Source organism: Olleya sp. Ti.3.14 (genome assembly GCF_038154885.1).
Lineage (GTDB): Bacteria > Bacteroidota > Bacteroidia > Flavobacteriales > Flavobacteriaceae > Olleya.
On sequence record NZ_JBAKAO010000010.1, the window covers coordinates 1 to 26,266 of the forward strand.

General features: G+C 31.0%; 28 protein-coding genes. 15 read left to right on the forward strand and 13 right to left on the reverse strand.

Features of this window, described 5'->3' with window-relative positions; all coding sequences use genetic code 11:
- A partial coding sequence (locus V6251_RS12735) for a dodecin family protein (RefSeq protein WP_282069359.1) occupies nt 1-199 on the reverse strand: 199 nt, incomplete at its 3' end.
- A gap of 121 nt (nt 200-320) precedes the next feature.
- Nucleotides 321-1,223: a NifU family protein gene (locus V6251_RS12740; RefSeq protein ID WP_341588522.1), complete on the reverse strand. Its 903-nt coding sequence runs from the start codon at nt 1,221-1,223 to the stop codon at nt 321-323.
- A 252-nt stretch (nt 1,224-1,475) separates the two neighbouring features.
- Between V6251_RS12740 and V6251_RS12745 the strand changes: the two genes are divergently transcribed.
- The gene (locus tag V6251_RS12745; RefSeq protein WP_292942577.1) at nt 1,476-2,486 is read left to right on the forward strand and encodes a PorP/SprF family type IX secretion system membrane protein; all 1,011 of its coding nucleotides are present in this window, start codon (nt 1,476-1,478) and stop codon (nt 2,484-2,486) included.
- A 62-nt stretch (nt 2,487-2,548) separates the two neighbouring features.
- On the opposite strand, the gene V6251_RS12750 is transcribed toward V6251_RS12745, so the two are convergent.
- Nucleotides 2,549-3,562, reverse strand: a complete 1,014-nt coding sequence (locus tag V6251_RS12750; protein ID WP_341588523.1) for an SIMPL domain-containing protein — start codon at nt 3,560-3,562, stop codon at nt 2,549-2,551.
- Nucleotides 3,563-3,769: 207 nt separating this feature from the next.
- On the opposite strand from V6251_RS12750, the gene V6251_RS12755 reads away from it, so the two are divergent.
- From V6251_RS12755 to V6251_RS12765, 3 genes are all read left to right on the forward strand, one after another.
- A complete protein-coding gene (locus tag V6251_RS12755) occupies nt 3,770-5,935 on the forward strand; it encodes a tetratricopeptide repeat-containing sensor histidine kinase (RefSeq protein ID WP_341588524.1) in 2,166 nt (721 codons plus the stop codon).
- Nucleotides 5,936-5,937: 2 nt separating this feature from the next.
- The gene (locus tag V6251_RS12760) at nt 5,938-6,672 is read left to right on the forward strand and encodes a LytR/AlgR family response regulator transcription factor (RefSeq protein ID WP_341588525.1); all 735 of its coding nucleotides are present in this window, start codon (nt 5,938-5,940) and stop codon (nt 6,670-6,672) included.
- Nucleotides 6,673-6,735: 63 nt separating this feature from the next.
- Nucleotides 6,736-7,251 carry a gamma carbonic anhydrase family protein gene (locus V6251_RS12765; protein WP_341588526.1) on the forward strand — a complete coding sequence of 172 codons (516 nt, stop codon included), beginning with the start codon at nt 6,736-6,738 and terminating at the stop codon, nt 7,249-7,251.
- 87 nt (nt 7,252-7,338) lie between these two features.
- On the opposite strand, the gene V6251_RS12770 is transcribed toward V6251_RS12765, so the two are convergent.
- The 3 genes from V6251_RS12770 to V6251_RS12780 form a co-directional block, all read right to left on the reverse strand.
- Nucleotides 7,339-7,704 (reverse strand): GTPase, encoded by a 366-nt coding sequence (locus V6251_RS12770; RefSeq protein ID WP_341588527.1) that lies wholly within the window; start codon nt 7,702-7,704, stop codon nt 7,339-7,341.
- A 30-nt stretch (nt 7,705-7,734) separates the two neighbouring features.
- A complete protein-coding gene (locus V6251_RS12775) occupies nt 7,735-7,959 on the reverse strand; it encodes a hypothetical protein (RefSeq protein ID WP_341588528.1) in 225 nt (74 codons plus the stop codon).
- Between the two features lie 72 nt (nt 7,960-8,031).
- Nucleotides 8,032-8,826 carry a DUF2797 domain-containing protein gene (locus tag V6251_RS12780; RefSeq protein WP_292942590.1) on the reverse strand — a complete coding sequence of 265 codons (795 nt, stop codon included), beginning with the start codon at nt 8,824-8,826 and terminating at the stop codon, nt 8,032-8,034.
- Between the two features lie 42 nt (nt 8,827-8,868).
- Between V6251_RS12780 and V6251_RS12785 the strand changes: the two genes are divergently transcribed.
- Both V6251_RS12785 and V6251_RS12790 read left to right on the forward strand, forming a co-directional pair.
- On the forward strand, nt 8,869-10,383 hold the full coding sequence (locus V6251_RS12785; RefSeq protein WP_341588529.1) for a GH3 auxin-responsive promoter family protein: 1,515 nt from the start codon (nt 8,869-8,871) through the stop codon (nt 10,381-10,383).
- Between the two features lie 289 nt (nt 10,384-10,672).
- Complete coding sequence (locus tag V6251_RS12790) at nt 10,673-11,068, forward strand: hypothetical protein (protein WP_341588530.1); 396 nt, start codon at nt 10,673-10,675, stop codon at nt 11,066-11,068.
- Nucleotides 11,069-11,287: 219 nt separating this feature from the next.
- Here the strand turns inward: V6251_RS12790 and clpX are convergent, their stop codons facing one another.
- The 6 genes from clpX to V6251_RS12820 all read right to left on the reverse strand — a co-directional run bounded on the left by clpX (nt 11,288) and on the right by V6251_RS12820 (nt 16,737).
- Nucleotides 11,288-12,520, reverse strand: a complete 1,233-nt coding sequence (gene clpX / locus V6251_RS12795) for an ATP-dependent Clp protease ATP-binding subunit ClpX (RefSeq protein WP_028283431.1) — start codon at nt 12,518-12,520, stop codon at nt 11,288-11,290.
- Nucleotides 12,521-12,601: 81 nt separating this feature from the next.
- Nucleotides 12,602-13,276, reverse strand: coding sequence for an ATP-dependent Clp endopeptidase proteolytic subunit ClpP (gene clpP / locus V6251_RS12800; protein ID WP_145003521.1), 675 nt, complete (start codon nt 13,274-13,276; stop codon nt 12,602-12,604).
- Between the two features lie 140 nt (nt 13,277-13,416).
- Nucleotides 13,417-14,745, reverse strand: coding sequence for a trigger factor (gene tig, locus V6251_RS12805; RefSeq protein WP_292942606.1), 1,329 nt, complete (start codon nt 14,743-14,745; stop codon nt 13,417-13,419).
- A 132-nt stretch (nt 14,746-14,877) separates the two neighbouring features.
- Nucleotides 14,878-15,231, reverse strand: coding sequence for a phage holin family protein (locus V6251_RS12810; RefSeq protein ID WP_341588531.1), 354 nt, complete (start codon nt 15,229-15,231; stop codon nt 14,878-14,880).
- A gap of 24 nt (nt 15,232-15,255) precedes the next feature.
- A complete protein-coding gene (locus V6251_RS12815) occupies nt 15,256-16,017 on the reverse strand; it encodes an alpha/beta fold hydrolase (protein ID WP_341588532.1) in 762 nt (253 codons plus the stop codon).
- Nucleotides 16,018-16,023: 6 nt separating this feature from the next.
- A complete protein-coding gene (locus V6251_RS12820; protein WP_341588533.1) occupies nt 16,024-16,737 on the reverse strand; it encodes a pyridoxine 5'-phosphate synthase in 714 nt (237 codons plus the stop codon).
- Nucleotides 16,738-16,830: 93 nt separating this feature from the next.
- On the opposite strand from V6251_RS12820, the gene V6251_RS12825 reads away from it, so the two are divergent.
- From V6251_RS12825 to V6251_RS12865, 9 genes are all read left to right on the forward strand, one after another.
- Nucleotides 16,831-17,490, forward strand: a complete 660-nt coding sequence (locus V6251_RS12825; RefSeq protein ID WP_341588534.1) for a CBS domain-containing protein — start codon at nt 16,831-16,833, stop codon at nt 17,488-17,490.
- A gap of 2 nt (nt 17,491-17,492) precedes the next feature.
- A complete protein-coding gene (locus V6251_RS12830) occupies nt 17,493-18,362 on the forward strand; it encodes an NAD kinase (protein ID WP_341588535.1) in 870 nt (289 codons plus the stop codon).
- A 98-nt stretch (nt 18,363-18,460) separates the two neighbouring features.
- Nucleotides 18,461-19,150 carry a type IX secretion system protein PorG gene (porG, locus tag V6251_RS12835; protein ID WP_341588536.1) on the forward strand — a complete coding sequence of 230 codons (690 nt, stop codon included), beginning with the start codon at nt 18,461-18,463 and terminating at the stop codon, nt 19,148-19,150.
- Between the two features lie 58 nt (nt 19,151-19,208).
- A complete protein-coding gene (locus V6251_RS12840) occupies nt 19,209-19,892 on the forward strand; it encodes an isoprenyl transferase (protein WP_445933622.1) in 684 nt (227 codons plus the stop codon).
- Nucleotides 19,893-19,902: 10 nt separating this feature from the next.
- Entirely contained in the window at nt 19,903-22,479 is a 2,577-nt protein-coding gene (locus V6251_RS12845; protein ID WP_341588537.1) for a BamA/OMP85 family outer membrane protein, read from the forward strand.
- A gap of 231 nt (nt 22,480-22,710) precedes the next feature.
- Nucleotides 22,711-23,724: an OmpH family outer membrane protein gene (locus tag V6251_RS12850; protein WP_341588538.1), complete on the forward strand. Its 1,014-nt coding sequence runs from the start codon at nt 22,711-22,713 to the stop codon at nt 23,722-23,724.
- Between the two features lie 42 nt (nt 23,725-23,766).
- Complete coding sequence (locus tag V6251_RS12855) at nt 23,767-24,276, forward strand: OmpH family outer membrane protein (RefSeq protein ID WP_292942639.1); 510 nt, start codon at nt 23,767-23,769, stop codon at nt 24,274-24,276.
- 63 nt (nt 24,277-24,339) lie between these two features.
- Nucleotides 24,340-25,119: a glutamate racemase gene (gene murI, locus V6251_RS12860; RefSeq protein WP_341588539.1), complete on the forward strand. Its 780-nt coding sequence runs from the start codon at nt 24,340-24,342 to the stop codon at nt 25,117-25,119.
- A gap of 181 nt (nt 25,120-25,300) precedes the next feature.
- Nucleotides 25,301-25,714, forward strand: a complete 414-nt coding sequence (locus V6251_RS12865) for a hypothetical protein (protein WP_341588540.1) — start codon at nt 25,301-25,303, stop codon at nt 25,712-25,714.
- Between the two features lie 339 nt (nt 25,715-26,053).
- Here the strand turns inward: V6251_RS12865 and rpsU are convergent, their stop codons facing one another.
- On the reverse strand, nt 26,054-26,248 hold the full coding sequence (gene rpsU, locus V6251_RS12870) for a 30S ribosomal protein S21 (RefSeq protein WP_028283445.1): 195 nt from the start codon (nt 26,246-26,248) through the stop codon (nt 26,054-26,056).
- Nucleotides 26,249-26,266: the final 18 nt, after the last annotated feature.

Below are 26,266 nucleotides of genomic sequence, written 5' to 3' on the forward strand. Positions count from 1 at the left end.
AGTTAACTTCAAAAGTAATTTTAAGATTAACTCTAAAGTCTACAACTTCGCCATCTTTAACGCTAGCACTTTGATCTTGTACATAAACAGATCTAATGTTTTTAACGCTTTTAGACGCATGCTTTACTGCTTTTTTAGTTGCATCTTCCCAACTTTTTTCAGAGTTTGATAATACTTCGATTACTTTTAATACTGCCATAATATTTAAATTTTAATTATTGTTTGTTCCTTAAAATTACAAATTTTAATACAATAATTGATGATTTAAATCTTATAACAATATAGTATTTGGGTTAAACAGTGTGTTTTATGGGTTGAAATTAACCATTTAGAGCTACAACAGATTCTACTTTTCCTGCTAACATCTCTTTAAGCATATTTTCAATTCCGTTTTTTAATGTAAATGTTGAAGATGGACAACCACTACATGCACCTTGTAAAATTACTTTTACGGTTTTAGTAGTTTCATCATAGGATTCAAATTGGATGTTCCCTCCATCACTTGCAACTGCAGGCTTAATATATTCTTCTAGAATGTTTACAATTTGCTTAGAGGTGTCATCTAATGTTTCAAAATGTGCTTCTACTTTTTCTACAGATTTTTCAACAACTTCTGGTGCATTAGGTGATACTATTTCTTTAGCATCCTCTATGTAATTTTTTATAAACTCTCTTAATTCAAAAGAAATGTCATTCCATTCTGCGATATCATATTTTGTGATTGATACATAGTTTTCGTCAAAAAAGACGCTTTTAACAAATGGAAAATGAAATAACGCTGTAGCCATAGGTGATGGTTTAGCTGTTTCGATTGAGGTAAACTCGTAGGAAGAAGTTACTAGTTTTTTGTTAGAAACAAATTTTAGTACTGATGGGTTTGGCGTGCTTTCCGTGTAAACGGTTACAGCAACCTTTTTTGTTACAGCAGTATCTGACACAGCTATTCCACCATCGTTTAGATAGGATTCAATCTGTTCTGCTACTTCAGTCTTAACATCGTTCCATTCTACAATATTATATCTTTCAATAGCTATAAAATTGCTAGATATGTAAACTTTTTTTACAAAAGGAAGATAAAATAATTGTTGTGCTAAAGGTGAGTCCTTAGCCTCGTCAATGTTGTTAAATTCAAAGCTTTGGTGCTTTGTTATAAATTGGTTTAATTCGAATTTAATTATGGTAGGGTTAGAGGTTTCTTGTATTGAAACTTTAAAATCACTCATTGTTACTTTTTTTTTGCAAAAATACTAAAGAAAAGTATAGATATCTATTATATTTGATTTTTATAAAATTTAACGATTTTTGAAGTTTATTTAATAAAACATTTTTATCTTGAACCTTTAACTTTTAGGATTGAAATTATAAAGAGTAAATTTATATATTTGAGACTCACTTTTGATTTTAAGTTAAAAGTTAGTTATAAACCCAATAGCGTAGCTATTTTTATAGACCTGTCTACCTCGAAATAAGAGATTATGAGATTAAAAAACATATTTTTAATAGCAATTGTTGCTTTATTTGGCACTCAATTTTCAAAAGCCCAAGAGGGATTACCAATCTACTCAGATTACTTAACGGATAACTACTACTTGATTCACCCATCTATGGCTGGTGCAGCAAATTGCGCTAAGCTTAGGGTTACAGGAAGACAGCAGTGGTTTGGAGATGATGATGCTCCTAAGTTAATTACTGCAAGTGTAAATGGTAGAATTGGAGACTCGCAATCTGGTATTGGAGCTATTGTATACAGTGATAAAAATGGATACCACTCTCAAACTGGTGCTTATTTTACTTACGCACACCATTTAATGTTTTCTAGAAGTACTACTGACCTAAACCAATTATCTTTTGGTTTAAGTGTTGGAGCTATACAATATAAGTTAGATGAAACTAGTTTTTTAGCTGATGGATTTGATCCTATTATAGCTGGAATAGAGCAGTCTGCTACTAATTTTAATGTAGACTTTGGTTTTTCTTACTTCTTATATGATTTTTATGCACACGCAACAGTTAAAAACTTATTAAAAAATGATGGTATTAATTTTAATGAGCAAGGTATAAGCTATGATAATTTAAGAACTTACTTAGTATCTGTAGGAAATACCTTTGGAAGCTATGGTAGCGAATGGAGTTTTGAACCTTCTGCAATGTTTATGTATAGAGATGCTACAGAGGAAGCATCTTTTGACCTTAACCTTAAAGCATACAAATCCGTAGACTTTGGTAAGGTTTGGGGAGGATTATCTTACAGACGATCGTTAGATGGTGCAGAATTTAGAGATGGATCTGGAGTAAGCAGTCAAAAATTACAATATATTACACCAATATTAGGTGTGGAAGTAAACAACTTTGTGTTTGCTTACAACTATAGCTACCAAGCAAACTCTGTAGTATTTAATAATGGTGGATTCCACCAATTAACATTAGGGTTTAACTTTAACTGTGGTAAAGAAAGATACAGTTGTAATTGTCCTGCAATTAACTAATTGTCAATATATAATTTATAAAAAAAGCCTCATTTTAATGAGGCTTTTTTTTATGGTTTTAATTAATGGTTAGTATTTAACTCTTTAACGTCAATGGTTCCGTCAGGTGATATAACAAAGTATTTATGTTTGATTTCTGTTTTAACAATAGGGTCTTGTTTTTGCTCAGCTGGTTTAGGTGTAAAATGTAATTTTATTTCCATGCCAATTTGTACAACAGGCTCTAATATTGCAGGATTAATTACAATATCGTAGTTCTCGTAAGATAAAGGTTGGTAATAATATGAGGTTTGTTTTTTTACTTCAGTAACACCTTTATCCTGTTTTAAAGCTTGGAAAGATATGCTGTTATAAGCCTGATAATTTTGATAAAAATCTTTAGGGAAGTAACAATATTTTTGATCAGCCATGACAGCATTATAGTTTTCTAATTTAAAACCTAGTAGATTGTAATATTCTTTTTTTTCGGTAATTAAATTTAAAAGTTTAGTTTGTAGATTCTTATACACATCAGCAATGTTTTCAATATAATAATCCACTTTTACCAAGTTATAAATTTCGTTTTTAGCACAAGCAGTAAGAATTTTTTCAAATTGTTGTGTCTTAGTAAATTGGATGTGTATGTTTTGTTGCAGTTCAAATCCTTTAGGGACTTCAGTATACGTTTTGCTAAATAGCTTTTTAGTGACCTCTACCTCATAAACAGGAACAAACGAAATCACGTCAATTGCAATATCCTTTTCTAAAATTCCAATTGACGATAACTCTGTTTTGATATTTGCAATACGATCATTTAAAAGGGTATTAGTAATTTCTGCAGTTTCGCCAATTTGAGTAACATTAAAAATAGCAGTGTAATTAGTTGCCTTTTCATTTTGCAACGCTCTAACGTCAATTACTATAGTACTATTAGGATTTAAATTAGGTGTGACTTGTCTAGGTGAGTTACCATAAGCAATTGCATTTCCGCTAGTAATATTTTGTCTGGAAATGCCTTGATTAAGATTTCCCATGTGTTGTGCTTGGATGTTAATAGATAGTAAAGTGAATAGGGCAAATAGTTTAGAGTATTTCATAATGGCTTTAAGTTTTAATTTTGGTAAACCTATAAGCAACATATTTAAAACAAAAGCCAGATTGAGTAAACTAACAATATAAATGAGTCAGTTTGGTATATAAATGAGTTAAGACTATAATTTTAGTTATTTTACTTATCAAATTGAAAAAAGTACATTTTATTTAATGGGCTAAAGTGCGTAAGTTTATATTCTATAATTTAATAAATGAAAAACCTACGCATACTACTAATTATTTTGTTGTGTCTAACAGCACAGCATATCATGCAAGCTCAACAACAGTTTAATATAACTGATGATGATGCTACTTTTACAATAAAAGGATTAGTTAGAGAGGTGGATACTTATAATCCAATAGTTGATGTTAACATCCAAGTTAATGGAGGATCTTATACTAGTACTAGTTTAAGTGGTGAGTTTAGAATTAATGTAAAAGTAGGAGATGAGATTATGATTAGTCACAAGGATTTTGAGACTATTTATTACACCGTAAAATCCGATGACGATATAACCGTAGAAGTCCATGCTTTAATCGAGGATGCCTATGTTAAAAAGATAAAAACCAAATCTAATACATTTAAAAGCACCATTGATTCAGCTGTTTTTTACAAGAAAATTTCAGCCGAAAAAAGTATACAGTTTATAACTGAAAGTATTCCAAAAAGCACATCTGTTAAGCAAAATGCCGAAGCTTTTGAGGTCTTGGCAGATGTCTATATGTATTGGAAACAATACGATTTAGCAGTAACAAACTATCGTATAAGTTTAAATAATGTAAATGCAACAGATGTTAATTTAAAACTAGCTAAAGCCTATTTTAAAAACAAAAACCACCAAGAAAGTTTAGCAATTTATAATAGTTTAAAAACTAGCGATTTGTCTAATTGGCAAAACGTAATACGTTATGAAGGATTAGGTGATGTGTATGCTCAAATCAATCAAAACAGTAAAGCAACCCAAGCTTATACAGAAGGATTAAAAGTAGCGACTACCAATCAAATTTTGCCAAAAATAACAGATCTAAATTCTAAATTAGGAGAGGTTTACAATACAGAAGGTAAAAAGGCTAAAGCCGAAGTGTTACTAGAAAACTCTGTAGCACTTGCAGCTCAAGAAAATAAAACAAGAGAGGTTGAACAAAAAATTAAGTTTGCAGATTTTCAAAATGTCAATCAATCTTACGATCAAGAAATTAAAACCAGAAAAGAGATTATTAAGGATATAGCTGTTATTGAAAAAGACTCTGTAATAGCTAACGAGAGTAACATCACAAAACAAAAACAAAACTATAAAATTGGTAATGCGTATTTCCTTCAAAAGGAATATAAAGAAGCCATTCCGTATCTAGAAAAAAGTATTGAAGAAGCAGACAAAAAAGAAGACTTAATAGTTAAAAAAGATGCGACTAAAAAACTAACAGATGTGTATGTCGAGTCTGGTAATTTTAGCGAAGCTAAATTAATGTTTGACGAGTACGTTAAAACTGTGGACCAACTATACATTAAAAAAGAGCAAGAAATATCGCAAGCAGCACGATTTAATAAGAGTATTGCCGAAAAGCAAAACCGAATCACAACTCTAGAAACAGACCGAAAGTTAACGCTAAGTCAAGTTGAATTGTCTGAAGAAAAAAATAAAAGTCAACAACTTATTATATACTCATTAATAGGTGGTTTATTCCTATTGGCAGTTGCAGCTTATTTAATGTTTAAATATATAAAACAACAAAAATTGGCAAACAATTTATTAGCTTTAAAGTCTTTACGTAGTCAAATGAATCCGCATTTTATTTTCAATGCACTAAACTCGGTAAACAGTTTTATTGCGACTAATGACGAGAGGACTGCAAACAAATACCTATCCGATTTTTCTAAATTAATGCGTGCAGTTTTGGAAAACTCTGAAGAAGATTTTATTCCGCTTCAAAAAGAAATTGAACTTATAGAATTATACTCAAAATTAGAGCATTTCAGGTTTAAAGATAAGTTTGAATACACTATTAATATAGACAAAACTATAGATATCGAAGCCTATCAGATTCCGCCTATGTTACTACAACCCTACATAGAAAATGCAGTATGGCATGGACTACGTTATAAAAATGACATGGGATTGTTAGAAATTTCAATAACCAAAAAACAAAAAGGTGTAATAGCAATTACCATTGCAGATAATGGTATTGGACGCAAAAAATCTAAAAGTTTAAAGACCCAAAATCAACAAAAACATAACTCTAAAGGGTTAGGAAATATTAAAAAACGTGTCACTATTTTAAATCAAATGTATAAAGACAAAGTAGATGTGTTTATAGACGATAATGGAACAGAAGGAGATGTAGGGACAAAAGTAGTAGTGACAATAAAAAAAGATTAAAAATGAAACTAAACGCAATATTAGTAGAAGACGAAGCACAAAGTAGAGCCATATTAAAAAACTACTTAACTAAATACTGTCCAAAAGTTAATATAATTGGCGAGGCAGAAAACATAAACGAAGCCTTAGAGTTAATACGTACCTTAGATTTAGACTTAGTATTTTTAGATGTAGAGATGCCATACGGTAACGCATTTGATTTATTAGACAAAGTTGGTGATCGTGATTTCGAAACCATTTTTGTAACCGCATATAACAATTACGCTATGGATGCCCTAAATGCACACGCATCTTATTATTTAATGAAACCAATAGATATTGACGAGCTGATTAAAGCAGTTGACTATGTGTCCGAAATTAAGTCAAAAGAAGACGCATTACAAGACCAAGTATTAATACCTAAAACCAATAATGTAGCAGGCAAAATAACCATACCACAACAAGACGGTTTTGAGGTGTTAAATACCAAAGATATTTTGTATTGTAAAGCAGATGATAATTATACAGAGATCTATTTAAACAACAATAAAAAGAAAGTAGTCAGTAAGACACTAAAATATTTTGAAGACGCGTTAACACCATCAGGATTTGCACGTGTACACAAAAGTTACCTAATTAATGTAGCCGAAGTCGTTAAATACGTTAAAGGAAAAGGAGGAAGTGTTATACTTAGTAACGGACAAGAAATTATGGTGTCTGCTTCAAAAAAATCGGATTTATTATCTTACTTTAAATAACCCAATACCTCTATTCGGATGTTTTAGAGAAACTAACAAAAAAAAATAAAAAACAAACAACACATGCCAATAATAAAACCAGTAAATGGTAAAGCACCACAAATTACAGCAGACTGTTACATAGCCGAAAACGCTACCATAGTAGGCGATGTTCAAATAGGCAAACAATGCAGCATTTGGTTTAATGCAGTGCTACGTGGAGACGTAAATTATATTAAATTAGGAGACAAAGTCAATGTCCAAGATGGAGCAGTCGTGCATTGTACTTATCAAAAATACCCAACAATAATAGGTGATAATGTATCCATTGGTCACAATGCTATAGTCCATGGATGCACAATCCACGACAACGTGTTAATAGGTATGGGAAGCATCGTAATGGATAATTGCGTTGTAGAAAGTAACAGTATAATAGCAGCAGGAGCTGTCGTAACCCAAAATACAATAGTCCAATCAGGAAGCATTTACGCAGGTGTACCAGCAAAAAAAGTCAAAGATATTAGTAAAGAGTTAATCAATGGAGAAATAAATCGTATTGCCAATAATTACGTCAAATACTCAGGATGGTTTAAAGAGTAATTTTTGGGCGTTACCACAAGGGTCGCGTCATCCATTATATCTTTTTTTGCCATATACGGCAGCAAAAAAAGGATGTCATTACTACCGCTAACGCAACCTATCGCAAGACTTGGACTCAATAGTAAGAATTAGTTCTTCCACAGATGTTAAGGACGCAATAGCTTTGCTTGACAAAAAGGGTTGTAACGTGTTATTGGTTTTGGATAATATAATTGGGTAGCTAAAATTTTTAGCTTTAAATTTTGCTTCAAACGCGTCACTATGTAAAAATTCAATTTCTAAATCAGTTCTATTTCTAAAATCTTTCCAAATTGTGTTTTCTGTAAACGTATTAAAAGTTAAAGCACATAATTTACAAGCGTAAGTTTTAGGGCTAAATAATTTATGTGCAATGTCAATTGCTAGGTTTTTTAAACCTGATTTAGCATTATAAACAAATAGTAGCGTAGTCATATACACTAAGTCGTAAAACAATAAAAATAATTACTTTCTGTAATTATAAGGTTTGTCTTCGTAAAAATGTTCAAATGTTTTATCTGTAAAATAATGGTCTTTTAATACCTTATAAACCATAATAGCTACAAATAATTGACCAATAACAGTTAGGTAAAAGACCCAACTAAAAGACATATTCATTGCTACCATAATAGTAACAGTAATTAATAACAAGGTGGTAATAGCCACCCAAAACATAGCAGGCGTTTTCATAGTTTTTTTATTTACAATTTACTAAAAACTAGAGAGATATGTTTTGTGTGACTCGTTAATTTATTTATAAAATTAAGTAATACTAATGTTTACAACCAAACCTTCATTACTTCTAATATTACAAACGGTATTGTCTTCAAAAATTAAATATTGTCCTTTGATACCTTTTAAAACACCTGTGTAATGTGGTGTCTTTGTAAAATTTAAAGACTTAGGTTTTGTTGGATATTGTAACACCGGAAATTCAATATTAGTTTCCTGATTGTCTTCAATAAAATATTGTTTTGCTTCATCAGGTATATACTGTTTTAGCTTATCTCGCCATTCAATTAAATTTTCATCCTTAATATCGTTTTTAAGCATGGTACGCCAATTAGTTTTATCACCAACATAATCCTTTAAAGCAACCTCTGTAATTCCAGCTAAATACCTGTTAGGGACTTCAACAATCTCAATAGCTTCATGTGCACCTTGATCAATCCAACGCGTTGGGACTTGACCTTTTCTGGTAACACCAACTTTTACATTGCTAGAATTGGCCAAATAGACAATGTGTGGTTGTAATTGTACTTGTTTTTCATAGGCTAAATCGCGCTCTTCAATATCCAAATGGGCTTGACTTAACTCGGGTTTCATGATCCAATCTGCTGCTTGCGGAATCTCAAAAAAGCAACTTTTACAAAAACCTTGACGGTAAATAGGCTTATCTAAATGGCAATTTAGACACTCGTATTTTACAAAACTAAACGTTAAGGTTTTGTCTAATAATTGGTTAATATTAATAAAGTCATTTTTAAAAACCATATAGTAATTTATAGGTTTAGAAAACTCGGTTTGCATTTTTGTCAACACACCTTGGTAGGTCATAAAAAAAAGTATTATTTTTAAAACTTAAAGATACAAATAACTATGCCAATTCCTCTTGTTAATTCTATTGCTTCATGGTTTTTAAAGAAGCGTTTTCATCAAATAGAGTTGTTTTTAAAGTATCCAAATGAGGTGCAGCAAGAGCTGTTGTTTAATTTGTTAGACATAGCTAAAGACACTGAGGTTGGTAAAACACACGGATTTGTTTCAATAAAAAACTATGCAACATTTGCAGATCGCGTACCTATATCTACTTACGAGGATTTACAGGATAGTATTGAACGCTCAAGACAAGGTGTAAATAATATTTTTTGGCCAAAGCCAATTAAGTGGTTTGCAAAATCTAGCGGTACAACCAGTGCTAAAAGTAAGTTTATTCCTGTTAGTTTTGACAGTCTAGAAGATTGTCATTATGCAGCAAGTAAAGACCTATTATGCATGTACCTTAATAATAATGAAGATTCGCAATTATTTACTGGTAAAAGCTTAAGGTTAGGAGGTAGTAAAGAGCTATACAAAGAAAACGGAACTGCATTTGGAGATTTAAGCGCTATTTTAATTGATAATATGCCTTTTTGGGCAGAGTTTAGTAGCACGCCAAGTAGTAAGGTTAGTTTAATGAGTGATTGGGAAACCAAAATGGCAGCTATAGTTAACGAGACTATAAACGAGAATGTTACCAGTCTTGCAGGTGTCCCAAGTTGGATGTTAGTTTTACTTAATAACGTTTTAGATAAAACCGATAAAACAAGCTTATTTGACGTTTGGCCTAATCTAGAAGTGTATTTTCATGGAGGTGTAAGCTTTAATCCATATATCGAGCAATACCGAAATATACTACCTAAAAAAGATTTTAAATATTACGAAATTTATAATGCATCGGAAGGGTTTTTTGCAATTCAAGATCAAAATTACTCTGGCGATTTATTGTTAATGTTAGACTATGGTATTTTTTACGAGTTTATCCCTATGGATACATTTGGGACTAAAGATCAAAAGGTAATACCATTAAGTGAGGTACAACTTAATAAAAACTATGCAGTTGTAATTACTACTAATGCTGGGCTTTGGCGTTATATGATAGGTGATACCGTAAGGTTTGTGTCTATCAGTCCATATCGTATAAAAGTGTCAGGACGCACAAAACACCATATTAATGTTTTTGGCGAAGAGTTGATTATTGAAAACGCTGAAGATGCTTTAAAAAAAGTTTGTAAAAAGACGAAGTCAGAAATTGTAGATTACACAGCAGCTCCAATATTTATGGAAGGTAAAGAAAAAGGTGCGCATGAGTGGTTAATCGAGTTTAAAACGCCTCCAAAGGATATTAATTATTTTAATGAGCTGTTTGATAATGCACTTAAAAGTCTAAACTCAGACTATGAAGCTAAACGTTATAATAATATGACATTAAATAAACCAAAAATACACATAGCTAGAGAGCAGTTGTTTTATGATTGGTTAAAGCAAAATAATAAGCTTGGAGGCCAACACAAAGTCCCAAGACTATCTAATACGCGTCAATATATGGACGAGCTAATACTTTTAAATACATAGGTAATAGTTGGCGTTATGTGCTGTTCTTTTTAGCTAATGTCTATTTTGTAATTATCATAGTTTAAATAAATCAGTCTATTTATTTGGTTATCAAATAAATAAAACATATATTAGTCTTGCTATTAATCTGGCTTTAAGGGAAGTCATATTGAATTTAATCAAGAAAAACCACTTTAAACGATTTGTCTAAAGTGGTTTTTATTTATTACAAAGTTAGATTATTAAAATAAATGTATAAAAAATTTGTATAAGTTTAAGTTTATATAATTAATTATAAATTAAAAGTATTATGAAATTTTTTAAAAAAATCAGCTATTTATTTTTAATTAGTTTGTTTATTTCGTGTTCATCAGAAACAGAAGCCGATCAAAATCTAGAAAATTCTAATGTAAAAAAGGCCTTAGATACTGTTGTTTTTGGAGAAGAAGTGGCTAGAATGGAAGAAGAGACTTTAAAAATTTTAAACCCAAATCAATTAAAAGCAGAGTTTAAGCTAATATCAAAATCTCAAGGCTATAATCCAGAATATAGTAATCAATTTAAACTTGTTGAAGGAGATAAGTCCATTACTGCGTTTAATAGTTATTTATTAATATTAACTAGTGTTGACCAAACCTTAAAGACTGCGATTGAGGTGGCAGAAAAAGACGGTGTTTTTTATAAAATAGGTAATTCAACAAAATAGGAGTAAATGCACATTTAGTAGTTTAGGTTGTTGCATAGGTTGTAACCCAATAAAGTCAAATGATAAATACAATCTTATAATTTGTAAAATACTAATAATTGGACAAAATCAGTTACTGTTATTATTGAAGAAGATGTAATACAGCAGGTTGAATAATAAATAAAAAGCCACTTTAATCTATTGATTAAAGTGGCTTTTTTTAATTGCGTAAACTATAATTTATGAGACTGCTTTTAATTTTTTAATAGTAGTCTTGCTTAATTTTTGTTCAGCGTAAGCTTTTGTTACGTTTAGTTTTTTAGTGTCACTTCCAGGAAGTTCAAACATGGCGTCCGTAAGGATTTCTTCGCATAAGCTTCTTAATCCACGAGCACCAAGTTTATACTCTATAGCTTTGTCAACAATAAAGTCTAAAGCACCATCGGTTAAACTCAGCTCTATTTCGTCCATTTCAAACAGCTTTTTATATTGTTTGATAATAGCGTTTTTAGGCTCTGTTAAAATAGCTCTTAACGTTTTACCGTCAAGTGGATCCATGTAAGTTAAAACAGGTAAACGTCCAATAATTTCTGGTATTAAACCAAAGTCTTTTAAGTCTTTTGGGATAATGTATTGTAATAAATTATTGTGGTCTACAACATCTTCTTTTATAGAAGCGCTATATCCAACAGCTTGCATATTTAATCGTTTAGATATGACACGCTCAATACCATCAAAAGCACCACCAGCAATAAATAAAATATTTTCGGTATCTACTTCAATAAATTTTTGGTCAGGATGTTTACGACCACCTTTTGGCGGAACGTTAACTACAGTACCTTCTAAAAGTTTTAGTAAAGCTTGTTGTACACCTTCACCAGAGACATCTCTAGTTATTGAAGGGTTATCACTTTTACGTGCTATTTTGTCAATTTCGTCTATAAACACAATCCCTTTTTGTGCTTTATCTAAATTGTAATCTGCAGCTTGTAATAATCGTGTTAAAATACTTTCTACATCTTCACCAACATAACCAGCTTCTGTTAATACAGTAGCATCGACGATAGCTAAAGGTACGTTTAACATTTTTGCAATGGTTTTAGCCATTAATGTTTTACCTGTACCTGTTTGCCCAACCATTATAATGTTTGATTTTTGAATTTCAATATCATCATTAGTTGGCGGTTGTAATAAACGTTTGTAGTGGTTGTAAACTGCTACAGACATTACTTTTTTTGTATATTCTTGACCTATAATATACTGGTCTAAAAAGCTGTTTATTTTTTGCGGTTTCTTCAGCATTAATTCTGCTGAAAGATCTTTAGTGTCTTCTTCTTTAGATTCTTCAACAACAATACCATGTGCTTGCTCAATACATCTATCACAGATGTGTGCATCTAAACCAGCAATTAATAAATTGGTTTCTGGCTTTTTCCTACCACAAAACGAACATTCTAATTCTTCCTTTGCCATTTTTTTTGTTTAAAAGTCAATAGTTAATTGTAAGCTATAAAATGATAACTTATAATTAAAAAGACCCTTTAATTTAAATATTTAGTTACGAGCTAAAATCTCGTCAATCATTCCGTATTCCTTAGCTTTATCAGCTTTCATCCAGTAATCTCTATCACTGTCTTCATACACTTTATCATAATCTTGTCCAGAATGCTTACTAATAATCTTGTAAAGCTCTTCCTTTAGGATTAAAATTTCACGCGCAGTAATCTCTATATCACTAGCTTGACCTTGTGCACCACCTAAAGGTTGGTGGATCATTACACGAGAGTGCGTTAAACCACTACGTTTACCTTTTTCTCCTGCACATAATAATACTGCTCCCATTGAGGCTGCCATACCTGTACAAATTGTAGCAACATCTGGTTTAATAAATTGCATGGTGTCATAGATACCTAATCCTGCATAAACACTTCCTCCTGGAGAGTTAATGTATATTTGGATGTCTTTATTAGCATCTGTACTTTCTAAAAATAATAATTGCGCTTGAATTATATTAGCAACTTGATCATTGATACCTGTTCCTAAAAATATAATTCTATCCATCATTAAACGCGAAAACACATCAAATATAGCAATGTTCATTTGACGCTCTTCAATAATATTAGGCGTTAAGTTAGTAGGATACATACTACTTATAATTTTGTTGTAATACGTACTACTTATACCTTGATCTTTTATAGCGAATTTTTCGAATTCTTTTCCGTAATCCATAGTCTGCTTAAATGTTATTTTAATTGAAAAAATTAGGCGTTGTTTAGTCTTGCTAAACAACGCCTAAAGATAATGATTATTTTGTTAAACCGTTCCTAATACATTCTTATCAAATTGATAAAAATATTTGGGAAGATTTATTATTTATCACCATACACTTCTTTAACAAAAGCATCATAAGACATTTCTTTAGTCTTGATGTTTGCTTTTTCTTTGTATAGGTCCAGTAATTTTTGACTTACTACTTGCTCAGAAATACGTCTTACTTCATCTTGGTTTCCTAATACACGTGCTGCGATGTCATCTAATTCTTTTTCAGAAGGATTTAATTGTCCAAACTGTGCCATTTGCATTTTAATCATGTTTTTGGCATTTGTTTTAACGTCTTCAAAGTCTACTTTAAGGTCGTTGTCCGACATTAATTTACCTTCGATAAGTTGGTAACGTAAGCTTTTTTCTGACTTTTCGTATTCTTCCTTAGCTGTTGCTTCATCCATTTCTTTTTCACCTGCAGATTGCATCCATTTTGTTAGGAATGCTGCTGGTAAATCAAATTTAGTGTTGTCAACTAAGTATTCTGTTACGTCGTTTAATAACTTTTGATCAGATTGTTGTACAAATTGCTTTTCTGCATCTTCTTTGATTTTAGCTTTAAGTTCTGATGCTGATTTAACTGCGTCTTTTCCAAAAAGTTTATCAAATAAATCTTGATCTAAATCTGCTAATTCACGACTGTTTATTTCTGTTATAGTAAAAGTAACTTCTATATCTAATCCGTGAGCATCATCGTGTTGGATTTTTAAAGCGTTCATTAATTCATGATCGTCTTCGTATAATCCTTTAGTTTTTAATGTAATTACATCACCAACTTTAGCACCAACAAATTTCTTTTCTGTTGCTTTTCCTTTAAACTTATCTAAAGTGATAGTAACTGTGTTATCTATTTCTTTTTCTTCGTTTTTAAAAGTACCAGTGATTTCGCTATCCTTTGTAACTTCGGTTTCAGGTGTGATTTTACCGTATTGTTTTTGGATACGTTCAACTTGCTCATCAATCATTTTGTCATCTGCAACGATGTTGTAATGTGTAATGGCTGTTTTGCTTTTTAAATCAACACTAAATTCTGGAGCTAGACCTAATTCAAATTCAAATGAAAAAGAATCAGATTCCCAGTTTATTTCTTCTTGCTGCTTAGGTAATGGTTGCCCTAATACATCTAATTTTTCTTCAGTTAAATATTTGTTTAATGCATCTTGAAGTAATTTGTTTACTTCATCTACTAATACTGCTTTACCGTATTGTTTTTTTACCATTCCCATTGGTACTTGACCTTTTCTAAATCCTGGGATGTTAGCTGTTTTTCTGTAGTCTACTAAGATTTTTTCAACCTTATCGTTATAATCTTCTTTAACGATTTCTACTTTTACTACAGCATTTAATGCATCAATGTTTTCTCTTGTAATATTCATTTATAAATGATATAAAGCCCTAAAAGGGCATTTAACACTAGTTTTTTTTAATTAAAAAGGTGTGCAAAAGTACTACTTTTTTATAGTATTGCAAAGTTTTTAACATGTTGTGTTACAGACTATTTTTAAGTTTTACTTAGTTTTAGTATCTGATTTTAAAAAGGATTGTAATAGGGATTGTAAAATTGATAGTAGAATACTAAATAATATGGCTGTCCAAATACTTGATACAGCAAAGCCATCAATAAATTTGTCTGCTAATAGTATTATTAAACCATTGATAACAAATAAAAATAATCCTAAGGTTAAGATGGTTATAGGAAAGGTTAGTATTACAAGTATAGGTTTGATTAATAGGTTTAAAACAGATAATACTATGGCTACAATTACTGCAGTTAGATAGCTGTCTACAACCACTCCGTTTAATATATGTGCTAAAACAAATACTGCTATAGCGTTAAGTAATAATCTTATAATTAAGTTCATAATTTATGTTTTAGTTATTAGACCTTAATTTACAAAATTTGTTACAGCATTATAAAAATCTTCCGGATTTTCTGCATGCAACCAATGTCCTGCATTACTTATGGTAATTATGTTTGCTTCCGGAAAATGGTTTTTAATTATTGCTTCATCTTGGTTGCCTATATATTCGCTTTTATCACCTCTTAAAAATAGTGTGTCTCCTTCAAATTTTGCGTGTATAGGTAATGCTTCTCCAACTTCCGAAACATTTTCTGTTAAAGCTTCCAAATTCATCCTTAGTGCTAATTTTCCTTTTTCTATCCAATACAGGTTTTTTAATAAAAACTGTCTTGTGCCAAAATCTGATACATAGTTGGCTAGTTGTTTGTCGGCTTGACTTCGACTTTTTAAAACATTAAAGTCTAAGCTGTTTAAACCTTGTAAAATGGCATCGTGATGGATAGGATAAAAACGTGGAGATATATCTGCAATAATTAATTTGCTAACAAGTTCTGGATACAGCGTAGCAAATAACATAGCTGTTTTTCCTCCCATGGAATGTCCTAATAAAATGGCGTCCTTTATATTGTTAGCGTCAAAATAATGTTTTAGATCTTCTGCTAAAGCTTCATAATGAAAATTATCATCATGAAAACTTCTACCATGATTACGTTGGTCTACAAGATGGACTTGAAAATGCTCAGCAAATTGATTACCTAGAGTTTTCCAATTATCACTCATGCCTAAAAAGCCATGTAGTATTACAAATGGTTTTCCTTCTCCAATAATATTTGAGTGTAAGAGCATATGGATTTATTTTAGTTTGTTTTTATACATGTTAACCACGTTTTCTATACCTAAATATAAACTTTCAGAAACTAAAGCATGTCCTATGGATACTTCTAATAATCCTGGCATATTTTGTTTAAAATACTGGATATTATCCAAAGATAAATCATGTCCTGCATTAACACCAAGTCCTAATTTATTGGCTAGTTCGGCACATTTTGTATAAGGTAGTATGGCTTCTTTGTTACCTAAACTATATTGATGTGCAAAAGCTTCGGTATATAACTCAATTCTATCTGTTCCTGTTGCTTTGGCACCTTCTATTTGTGCTAAATCAGGATCGACAAAAATAGATGTTCTGATGCCTTTTTTCTTAAATTCAGTAATAACTTCAACTAAAAAAGATTTGTTTTTAATGGTGTCCCAACCTGCATTACTTGTTAATGTGTCAATACTATCAGGTACTAAGGTTACTTGTGTCGGTTGTAACTCTAAAACCATATCCATAAATTTTGAGATTGGATTACCTTCAATATTATACTCGGTATAAACTACTGGTTTTAAATCGTAAGCATCTTGGTATCTTATATGACGTTCGTCTGGTCTTGGATGTATAGTGACGCCTTCGGCACCAAAACGTTGTACATCTTTAGCAAACTGAACGACATTAGGTGTGTTGCCTCCACGAGAGTTTCTTAAAGTAGCAATCTTATTGATATTTACGCTTAATTTTGTCATACTATTATTTAATTTAATAATACAAAAATACAAAGTATAAGAGGCTTTTTGTGCTAATTTTTAATTAATTTGCAAATCTAAAGATTTAATAAAATGAACCTTTCAGATTACATAATAAACGATATAAAACCATTACTTAATTCTGGGTTAGTAAGCGATTTGCAATTGCTTTTTAATCAGTTGACTTATTCTCATATTCCTATAAAAAATGACGAAGGTGTGTATTTGGGATGTATATCAGAGAATGATGCACATTGTTTTCAAAAAGTTGAGGTTATTTCGGATTGTGCTTACGCTACCGAAGGTTTTTTTGTTAGAGAGGATACTAATTGGTTGGATGTTTTGGAGGCTTTTGCACAAAACTCTGCCAATATAATGCCTGTTTTAAATAACAATAATAAATATTTAGGGTATTATGAGCTTAATGATATTATTGGATTATTTAATGAAACCCCTTTTTTCTCAGAAAATGGAGCGGTTTTAATCATTGAAAAAGGATTGCCAGATTATTCGTTTAGCGAAATTAGTCAGATTGTAGAAAGTAATGACGGTAAATTATATGGTGCGTTTATTTCTAAAATAGAAAATGATATTGCACAAATAACTCTAAAAATTGGTAATGTAGGATTAAGTGAGATCATGCAAACTTTTAGACGTTACAGTTATAATATTGTATCTGGTCACGAGGAAGATAGTTACTTGGATGGCTTAAAAGAGCGCTCTGATTATCTTAATAAATACTTAAACATGTAATAATGAAAGTTGCCATATTTAGCCAATTTCAGAAAAAAAAGCCACTAGCATCTCTAGAGGTATTGTTAGATGTTTTAAATAATAAAAATATTGAAGTTAATATTGAGGATGCCTTTTATAAAGGTGTATCGTCAAAATTAAATACCACTTATCAAACATTTACTGCATTAGACTCTAGCTATGACTTTTTAGTAAGCATTGGTGGAGATGGTACCATATTAAGAGCAATAACATTAGTGCGAGATTTAAATATCCCAATAGTTGGTGTCAATACAGGAAGATTAGGGTTTTTAGCAACTATCCAATATGACGAGATAGAAGCTGCAATACATGCCATTTTAGATAAAAAGTACGCTATTTCAGAGCGTAGTTTGTTAACCATTGAAAGTTCTGAGGATAACTCCGAAATTAATTCGTGCAATTTTGCTTTAAATGAAATTGCTGTAAGCAGAAAAAATACCACCTCTATGATTACGGTTGAAACCGAATTAAATGGAGAATATCTTACGTCATATTGGAGTGATGGCTTAATAATTTCTACACCAACAGGATCTACAGGCTACTCATTAAGTTGTGGTGGTCCAGTAATTACACCTAATGCTGCAAGTTTAGTGTTAACACCAATTGCACCTCATAATTTAAGTGCGAGACCATTAGTTATAGACGACACTACAGTTATAACTTTAAAAGTTAATGGACGCGAAAAAAAACATTTAGTATCCTTAGATTCTAGAATAGCAACATTGTCCAATAAAACAACTATCACAATCAAAAAAGCACCATTTACTATTAAAATGATAGTTTTAAATAACGAAACTTTTCTAGATACACTCCGTAAAAAGCTACTTTGGGGTGAGGATAATAGAAACTAAACAATAATTTGTTGTTAAATCTGTTTAAAAGTGTAACTATTTCAATCAAATTGTTATAGGCTAATCTTATTTATTATATTTGCAAACTTTGAAGATTTATGAAGCAGTTAACAGTAGTAGTTTTAACATTTTTATGCATACAATTAAGTAGTGCACAAATCAACGAGTTTGGGTTGTATTTGGGTGGTTCTAATTTTATTGGAGATGTTGGTGCTACAGACTATATTGCACCTAGCCAATTAGCAATTGGTGCTATTTATAAATGGAACAGAAGTCCTAGACACTCTTACAGGATCTCTTTAACCTTTACAGAATTAGAGGGAATAGATAACGACTCTGACGATACAAGTAGACAAATTAGAGGATTTGAATTTAATAATCAAATTATAGAATTATCTGCTGGTTTAGAATTTACTTTTTTTGATTTTGATTTACATCAAGGTAACTTTGTGGCAACACCATACTTATATACAGGGTTTAGTGTAGCACAACACGATAACTTTTATTACAATAACTTAGGAGAAACACAGTCTGAGGACACACAAAGCTATGCTTGGGGAATACCAATGGTAATTGGTTTTAAAGCAGCTGTGACACCAGAGTTTGTCTTAGCTTTTGAAGTTGGAGCACGTTACACCTTCTCAGACGAGTTAGATGGAAGCGTTCCAGACGCAGGAGAACTGTCAAGCAGAAGTTTTGGGAATTTAAATAATAATGATTGGTATACTTTTACAGGCGTAACGTTAACTTACACCTTTGGAAAAAACCCATGTTACTGCGGATTTTAAAGTGAATATACAAGACCAAATAAATAAAAAACAGTTACCAAAGCACATTGCCATAATTATGGATGGTAATGGTCGTTGGGCAAAACAAAAAGGGATGTTGCGTGCTTTTGGTCATGAAAATGGAACAAAATCTGTACGTCAAACAGTAGAGTCTTGTGTAGAATTAGGTATAAAACATTTAACATTGTACGCTTTCTCTACAGAGAATTGGAATCGTCCAAAGTTAGAAGTTGATACATTAATGAAGCTTTTAGTGTCCTCATTAAAAAAAGAAATCAAGACGCTTATAGATAATAATATAAAACTAAAAGCAATAGGTAATTTAAAATCATTACCAAAAAAAGTATATAAGGAGTTGCACGAAGTTATGGATTTAACTAAGGACAATACACACATGGATTTAACTTTAGCATTAAGCTATGGCTCTAGAGAAGAGCTGCTAAATGCTGTTAAAGAAATAAGTACTAAAGTTAAAAATAATATAATTTCTACAGAAAATATTGACGAATCGGTATTTAATGCACATCTTTACACGCAGACGTTACCAGATGTAGATTTACTTATTAGAACAAGTGGAGAGCAACGCATTAGTAACTTTTTGTTATGGCAAATAGCTTATGCAGAATTGTACTTTACACCAGTACTTTGGCCAGACTTTACAAAGCAACACTTATGTGAAGCTATTATAGAATATCAAAAAAGAGAACGACGATTTGGGAAAACCAGTGAACAAATTAGCTAAACAATTACCATTGAAAACAATTTTAAATTACACCTTGTTAGCACTGACGCTTATTAGTGCTTTATCTGTTAAAGCACAAGATTTAAGCTACGAAGACGGTAAAAAATTAATTCTAGCCGAAATTACCGTAAAAGGGAACACTAGTTTTAGTGAACAAACCATTATAACCTATTCCGGATTAAGAAAAGGTAGTGAGGTAATGATTCCTGGAGAAGAAATTAGTGACGCTATCAAAAAACTATGGAAATCTAACCTATTTAATGATATCGAAGTTTACTTGCTTAAAGTAGAAGGCGATAGTGCTTTTGTCGAAATTAGATTAACAGACCTTCCAGAACTTAACGAAGTTAAAATTACTGGTGTTAAAAAAGGTAAACACGAAACTATTCTTAAAGAAAATAAGCTTCAAAAAGGTACTAAAGTCACTGAAAACTTAGTAACTACCACAAAAAATTATTTAGAGAATAAATATAAAAAAGACGGTTTTTTAAATGCCAATGTGCAAGTAAAAACTACCGAAATTAAAAACGACTCAATAGCCAAGTCTCTTGTAAACATGGTGGTTGCTATTGATAGAGGTCAAAAAGTTAAAGTAAAAAGTATTGATTTTGAAGGTAATAGTGTTTTAAGCGATAAGAAGCTTAGAAAAGCTATGAAAAACACCAAAAAAATTAATCCTATTAGAATTTTAAAACGTTCTAAATTTATTGAAGCAGACTATAAAGAAGACTTATCTAGCTTAATCGATAGATATAAAGAGGTTGGATACAGAGATGCTAGGATAATTTCTGACTCGTTAATTATTAATGATAATAAAACAGTATCATTAAATATTAAATTAGAAGAAGGAGAAAAGTACACTTTTGGAGAAGTAACATTTATTGGTAATACAGTATACTCTGATGAGGTTTTAAAAAGAAAGTTGCGCATTGAAAAAGGAGATACATATAATGGTGTACAACTTCAAAAACGAATTGCAGATAACACAAAGCCAGATGGTGATGATTTAACAAACTTATATCAAAACAATGGATATTTATTCTCTACAATTAACCCAGTTGAGGTTAATGCAGATGGTAATGTAATTGATATGGAAATTAGAATATCAGAGGGTAAACCTGTGTATTTTGATAAAGTATCTGTAGTTGGTAACAAAAAGACCAACGATCACGTTATTTATAGAGAGATCAGAACAAGACCAGGCGAATTATATAGTAAAGAAAACGTAGTACGTACTATTAGAGAGCTAAGTCAATTAGGATTTTTTGATGCAGAACAGTTAACACCTAACTTTAAAAATCCAAACCCAGAAGAAGGATCGATTGATATGGAATATTCTCTAGTAGAGTCTGGTTCTAGTCAAATCGAACTTCAAGGAGGTTACGGTGGAGGAGGTTTTATAGGGACTTTAGGATTATCTTTTAATAACTTTTCTATTAAAGACCTTTTCAAAAAAGATGCTTATAAACCAATCCCAATGGGAGACGGTCAAAAATTAGCATTAAGACTGCAAGCTAGTAGATTTTTCCAAACCTATAGTTTTTCATTCTCTGAGCCTTGGTTAGGTGGTAAAAAACCTGTACAGTTTTCAACATCATTATCGCATACAAAGCAATTTTTATATGATGCAACTACTGGAAATGCAGATAAAGACAAACGTTTTAATATTACAGGTATAACTTTTGGATTAGCAAAACGTTTATCAACACCAGATGATTTTTTCACATTATCACAAGCTGTAAGTTTTCAACATTACAATTTAAAAAACTATAATACTGGATTATTTACGTTTGGAGACGGTTACTCTAATAACTTATCTTACACATTAGGACTAAGCAGAAATAATACATTTAATGATCCTATTTTCCCAATGGGAGGATCAAGTTTTACTGCAACAGCAAAACTATCTATACCTTACTCTATGTTTAGTAGTGTAGATTATACTGCTTTAAGTGTAGAAAGAGCAGAGAATCAAGCAATTGTTAATGATGGAAATGCAAACGTAATTCTTAGAAATGAAGCTGCAGCTAGAATTAGCGAAATTGACCAAGAACGTTTTAAATGGTTAGAGTTTTATAAAATTAAATTTAGAGGAGATTGGTATACAAGACTAGTAGATAAGTTAGTACTAAGACCAAGTGTAGAGTTTGGATTTTTAGGAGCTTACAATCAAGATAGAGGTGTGATTCCTTTTGAGCGTTTCTTTGTTGGAGGAGATGGACTAGGAAGTTATAGTTTAGATGGTAGAGAAGCAGTAGCCTTACGTGGTTACCCAAATCAAGCATTATCATCTCAAGATGGAGGAACAATTTATAACAAATTCTCATTAGAGTTAAGATACCCTATTACTTTAAAGCAATCTGCTAAAATATATGCATTAGGATTTTTAGAAGCAGGTTCATCTTACGATAATTTTAAAGACTACAATCCTTTTACACTTAAAAGATCCGCAGGTTTTGGAGTCCGAATCTTTATGCCAGCATTTGGATTATTAGGGATTGACTTAGGTCATGGATTTGATCCTTTACCAGGAAGCTCTGTTAAACATGGTTGGGAAACGCACTTTATTATTGGTCAACAATTTTAATTAATATATCAGTAAACCTAATTAAATCAATAAATAACAATTATAGTTTTTTGTTTTTTATATTTTTGGCACGATATTTTCTAATAACCTAATAAGGATTTGATAAAAGAATTAAAATTTTTAAAATTAAAATTCGTTATTTTGAAAATACTTACTCAAAAAACTATTCTATTTACAATGAATTAAGTTATTTTGAGTTTATAATCAAGAAATAATAAAACAAATTCCAAAATGAAAATAAAAGTTCTTATTGTATTGGTAATGCTAGCTGCAGGTTTTTCTGCTAGTGCACAGCGTGGCGTTAGGATTGGTTACATAGATACAGAATATATTTTAGAAAACATTCCAGAATATACAGATGCTACAAGTCAATTAGAAAGCAAAGTCCAAAAATGGAAAACAGAAATAGAAGGTAAGCTTAATGATGTTAAACAAAAGCGTGAAGCGCTTAATAACGAAAAAGCCTTACTAACTAAAGAGCTGATTGATGAGCGTGAAGAAGATTTATTATTTGAAGAAAAAGAGATTTTAGATTATCAACAAAAACGTTTTGGTCCAAATGGAGATTTAATTATCCAGAAAAGACAATTAATGCAGCCTGTTCAAGATCAGATTTTTCAAGCAGTGCAAGATATTGCTAAAGCTAAAAAGTATGATTTTGTTTTTGATAAATCAGCAGACGTAGTCATGTTATATTCTGCTGAGCGATTTGATATGAGTGAGCAAATTATCAGAACTATTTCTAGAGCATCAAAGCGTACACAAGCAAAAAATAAGGCAGAAAGAAAAGAAGCTAAAGACGAAGATGTTATAGTAGAAATAAATGATGCCCAAGAAGAACGTCAAAAGATATTAGATGATAAAAAAGCAGCAAGAGAAGCTGCGACAGAAGCAAGAAAAAAAGAAATATTAGAAGCTAGAGAAGCTAAAAAGCAAGAAGCAGCAGACAGAAGAGCTAAAATATTAGAAGATCGTGCAAAAGCAAGAGAGGATAAGCTTAATGAAAGAAATGGTAATACCGAAAGTGAAACCAATGACGCTCCTGAAAATGTAAATGAAGACGAAAGCGCTAAGCAAGATCAAACTCCTAAAACAAGAGAAGAGATTTTAGAAGAAAGAAGACAACAAAAACTAGCAGATAGAGCAGCAAGAAAATTAGAGCTAGAAGCTAAAAAGAAGAAAATCTTAGAAGACCGTAATAAAGCTAAAGACGAAAACCAGAGCGAAGACAACGAGGATAACTAAGACAACTATTAATAATTATAACACACAAATACTTTTTTAAAAATGAAACAAATTAAAACACTTTTATTTGCAGCAGCATTATTTATTGGTGCAACAAGTTTTACAAATGCTCAAACCAAAGTAGCTCATATTGATACAGGAGTCCTTGTAGAGTCTATGCCAGAAATGACTTCAGCTAAAGCTGAAATGGAAAAAATGGGTAAAACATATCAAGCAGATATCCAAGAAATGGTGCAAGAATACCAAACTAAAGCTAAGCAATATGAAGCTGAAGCACCTACAAAAACTAACGAAGTAAACCAACAACGTGGTGAAGAGTTAGCACAAATGCAACAAAGTATCCGTCAGTTTCAAGCAGATTCTCAACAACAAATAGAAAAAAAGGAATTAGATTTATTAAAGCCAATTACAGAAAAAGCTAAAGCAGCTATTTTAAAAGTTGGTAAAGCACAAGGTTTTAATTACGTATTAGATTCTTCTCAAGGATCTGGAGTAATTATGGCTGCAGGTAAAGACCTTTTAAAAGACGTTCAAAAAGAATTAGGATTTTAATTAAAATCCCTTTCAAATTAAAAAAAGCTGTCTAACTTTAGACAGCTTTTTTTATTTATAATTATGAGTAAACAACCCATTGGTATTTTTGATTCTGGAGTAGGTGGAACATCCATCTGGAAAGCTATTCATGGATTACTTCCTAACGAGAATACAATTTATCTTGCAGATAGTAAAAATGCACCTTATGGTCCAAAAGGAAAAGAGGCTATTATAGCGCTTTCTGAGAAAAATACAGAATATCTGCTTAATCAAAACAGTAAGCTAGTTGTAGTGGCTTGCAATACAGCGACGACCAATGCAATTAAACACCTTAGACAAAAATATAAGACTCCTATTATTGGTATAGAACCTGCTATAAAACCAGCAGCTTTAAATACAAAAACTAAATCCATAGGTATTTTGGCAACTAGAGGTACTTTAAGTAGTGAGTTGTTTCATAACACCTCTTTGTTGTATAGTGATGGTATTACAATTATTGAGCAAGAAGGCGAAGGTATTGTACAATTAATAGAAAGCGGTAATATCGTATCTAGTCAAATGACAGATTTGCTTAAAACCTATCTTAAACCTATGATACAAGCAAATATTGATTATCTAGTTTTAGGGTGTACACATTATCCTTATTTAGTCCCTCAACTTTTAAAATTATTACCTAGTCACGTAAAAATTATAGATTCTGGTGCTGCAGTTGCTAGACAGACTAAAACGGTGTTGGAACAACACAATTTATTAAATCAAGTAATTAATAAACCTGCTTTAAAATTTTATTCTAACGGAAATCCTGTTGTTTTGAAAAGTTTGTTAAATGGTGATTTTGAAGTTGAATTTTTAAGCTTTTGACCCAATAAAGTCCGAAGTATGGTTTTAGCCACAGCAATATTTTTAAAAAAATGGCTTTTTCGATGAAATGCACTGTTTTTTGAAAAAGAAATTAGTTTAGAAGTTTTTTTTTGTTTGATTTGGGAATAATTATATTTTTAGCAATTGGTATATTTATTTATAAACTTATAAGAAAATCTAAATGAAGGCATTTTGCTATTTTTTTATTTTAATATTTTTTAATTGTAGTTCTAGCTCATCTATTATTAAAAATAAATTAGATTTAAGTAACCAGCAATTTAGACAAATTAAAAGTATAGATTCTGTATTGTTTTTAGTATCTAAAAGTTTAAATAATAACGTTAAACCAGCACGAATAAGACGAAGACTTGACTCTTTCTATTTAAATAGTTATACCAAAGGTGAGTTAAAAGCCTTGTTACTTGGAGAATATATTTTTAGAAATGATAAAAATCTAAATTTTGAATTAGATAGGACAATAAAACCTGGTGAAGGTTTTAATATGGATGGTGTGGATGATGGTAAAAAGTTTTTGGATAGTGTTATTGCCAAAAATTTTAATGTCAAAACAATAGTTCAAGATTCATTAAAATAGTATAGAAAAGCCACAAGCCTAAAAGCCTTGTGGTTTTTACATTTTAGTAATTCTTATTATATGTGTTTGTAGCACTGACTATAAAGATTTTAATTATCGTTTGTACAGGATATATAAATCTGAGTCTAAATAAGTACAAATAGATGCTTTGAGGTGATTTTAAGGTTGCATTTTAAGATTTAAATACCAACTATTCACAACCACTAATAGATTGGGCCAAACACGTTAAAATAAGCACTACACTTATCTAATAATATAAGATTATTACGAAATAAAAGTCAACAAAAAAACCACGACATTTAAAAATGCGTGGTTTTTTTATATAAATAAAGTAGTTAATTATATATTCTCTGCGTCTCTAAGACCTTGAATATAACTAGCTTTTTGTATTTGTCTTCTGTTTTTTACAGATGGCTTTGTAAAGTACTGCTTCTCTCTTAAGTTTTGCATAACTTTTACGTTTCTGTGCTTACGTTTGTAACGTTTTAGAGCACGTTCTATATTTTCGCCTTCTTTTATTTCAATTCTTAACATATCTAAATTTTAAATCTG

What these genes read in the sequence shown, in the direction of transcription:
- V6251_RS12740 (WP_341588522.1), bottom strand. Translation starts at nt 1,223, where the DNA reads ATGAGTGATTTTAAAGTTTCAATACAAGAAACCTCTAACCCTACCATA.
- V6251_RS12745 (WP_292942577.1), top strand. Translation starts at nt 1,476, where the DNA reads ATGAGATTAAAAAACATATTTTTAATAGCAATTGTTGCTTTATTTGGC.
- V6251_RS12750 (WP_341588523.1), bottom strand. Translation starts at nt 3,562, where the DNA reads ATGAAATACTCTAAACTATTTGCCCTATTCACTTTACTATCTATTAAC.
- V6251_RS12755 (WP_341588524.1), top strand. Translation starts at nt 3,770, where the DNA reads ATGAAAAACCTACGCATACTACTAATTATTTTGTTGTGTCTAACAGCA.
- V6251_RS12760 (WP_341588525.1), top strand. Translation starts at nt 5,938, where the DNA reads ATGAAACTAAACGCAATATTAGTAGAAGACGAAGCACAAAGTAGAGCC.
- V6251_RS12765 (WP_341588526.1), top strand. Translation starts at nt 6,736, where the DNA reads ATGCCAATAATAAAACCAGTAAATGGTAAAGCACCACAAATTACAGCA.
- V6251_RS12770 (WP_341588527.1), bottom strand. Translation starts at nt 7,704, where the DNA reads ATGACTACGCTACTATTTGTTTATAATGCTAAATCAGGTTTAAAAAAC.
- V6251_RS12775 (WP_341588528.1), bottom strand. Translation starts at nt 7,959, where the DNA reads ATGAAAACGCCTGCTATGTTTTGGGTGGCTATTACCACCTTGTTATTA.
- V6251_RS12780 (WP_292942590.1), bottom strand. Translation starts at nt 8,826, where the DNA reads ATGACCTACCAAGGTGTGTTGACAAAAATGCAAACCGAGTTTTCTAAA.
- V6251_RS12785 (WP_341588529.1), top strand. Translation starts at nt 8,869, where the DNA reads ATGCCAATTCCTCTTGTTAATTCTATTGCTTCATGGTTTTTAAAGAAG.
- V6251_RS12790 (WP_341588530.1), top strand. Translation starts at nt 10,673, where the DNA reads ATGAAATTTTTTAAAAAAATCAGCTATTTATTTTTAATTAGTTTGTTT.
- clpX (WP_028283431.1), bottom strand. Translation starts at nt 12,520, where the DNA reads ATGGCAAAGGAAGAATTAGAATGTTCGTTTTGTGGTAGGAAAAAGCCA.
- clpP (WP_145003521.1), bottom strand. Translation starts at nt 13,276, where the DNA reads ATGGATTACGGAAAAGAATTCGAAAAATTCGCTATAAAAGATCAAGGT.
- tig (WP_292942606.1), bottom strand. Translation starts at nt 14,745, where the DNA reads ATGAATATTACAAGAGAAAACATTGATGCATTAAATGCTGTAGTAAAA.
- V6251_RS12810 (WP_341588531.1), bottom strand. Translation starts at nt 15,231, where the DNA reads ATGAACTTAATTATAAGATTATTACTTAACGCTATAGCAGTATTTGTT.
- V6251_RS12815 (WP_341588532.1), bottom strand. Translation starts at nt 16,017, where the DNA reads ATGCTCTTACACTCAAATATTATTGGAGAAGGAAAACCATTTGTAATA.
- V6251_RS12820 (WP_341588533.1), bottom strand. Translation starts at nt 16,737, where the DNA reads ATGACAAAATTAAGCGTAAATATCAATAAGATTGCTACTTTAAGAAAC.
- V6251_RS12825 (WP_341588534.1), top strand. Translation starts at nt 16,831, where the DNA reads ATGAACCTTTCAGATTACATAATAAACGATATAAAACCATTACTTAAT.
- V6251_RS12830 (WP_341588535.1), top strand. Translation starts at nt 17,493, where the DNA reads ATGAAAGTTGCCATATTTAGCCAATTTCAGAAAAAAAAGCCACTAGCA.
- porG (WP_341588536.1), top strand. Translation starts at nt 18,461, where the DNA reads ATGAAGCAGTTAACAGTAGTAGTTTTAACATTTTTATGCATACAATTA.
- V6251_RS12840 (WP_445933622.1), top strand. Translation starts at nt 19,209, where the DNA reads ATGGATGGTAATGGTCGTTGGGCAAAACAAAAAGGGATGTTGCGTGCT.
- V6251_RS12850 (WP_341588538.1), top strand. Translation starts at nt 22,711, where the DNA reads ATGAAAATAAAAGTTCTTATTGTATTGGTAATGCTAGCTGCAGGTTTT.
- V6251_RS12855 (WP_292942639.1), top strand. Translation starts at nt 23,767, where the DNA reads ATGAAACAAATTAAAACACTTTTATTTGCAGCAGCATTATTTATTGGT.
- murI (WP_341588539.1), top strand. Translation starts at nt 24,340, where the DNA reads ATGAGTAAACAACCCATTGGTATTTTTGATTCTGGAGTAGGTGGAACA.
- V6251_RS12865 (WP_341588540.1), top strand. Translation starts at nt 25,301, where the DNA reads ATGAAGGCATTTTGCTATTTTTTTATTTTAATATTTTTTAATTGTAGT.
- rpsU (WP_028283445.1), bottom strand. Translation starts at nt 26,248, where the DNA reads ATGTTAAGAATTGAAATAAAAGAAGGCGAAAATATAGAACGTGCTCTA.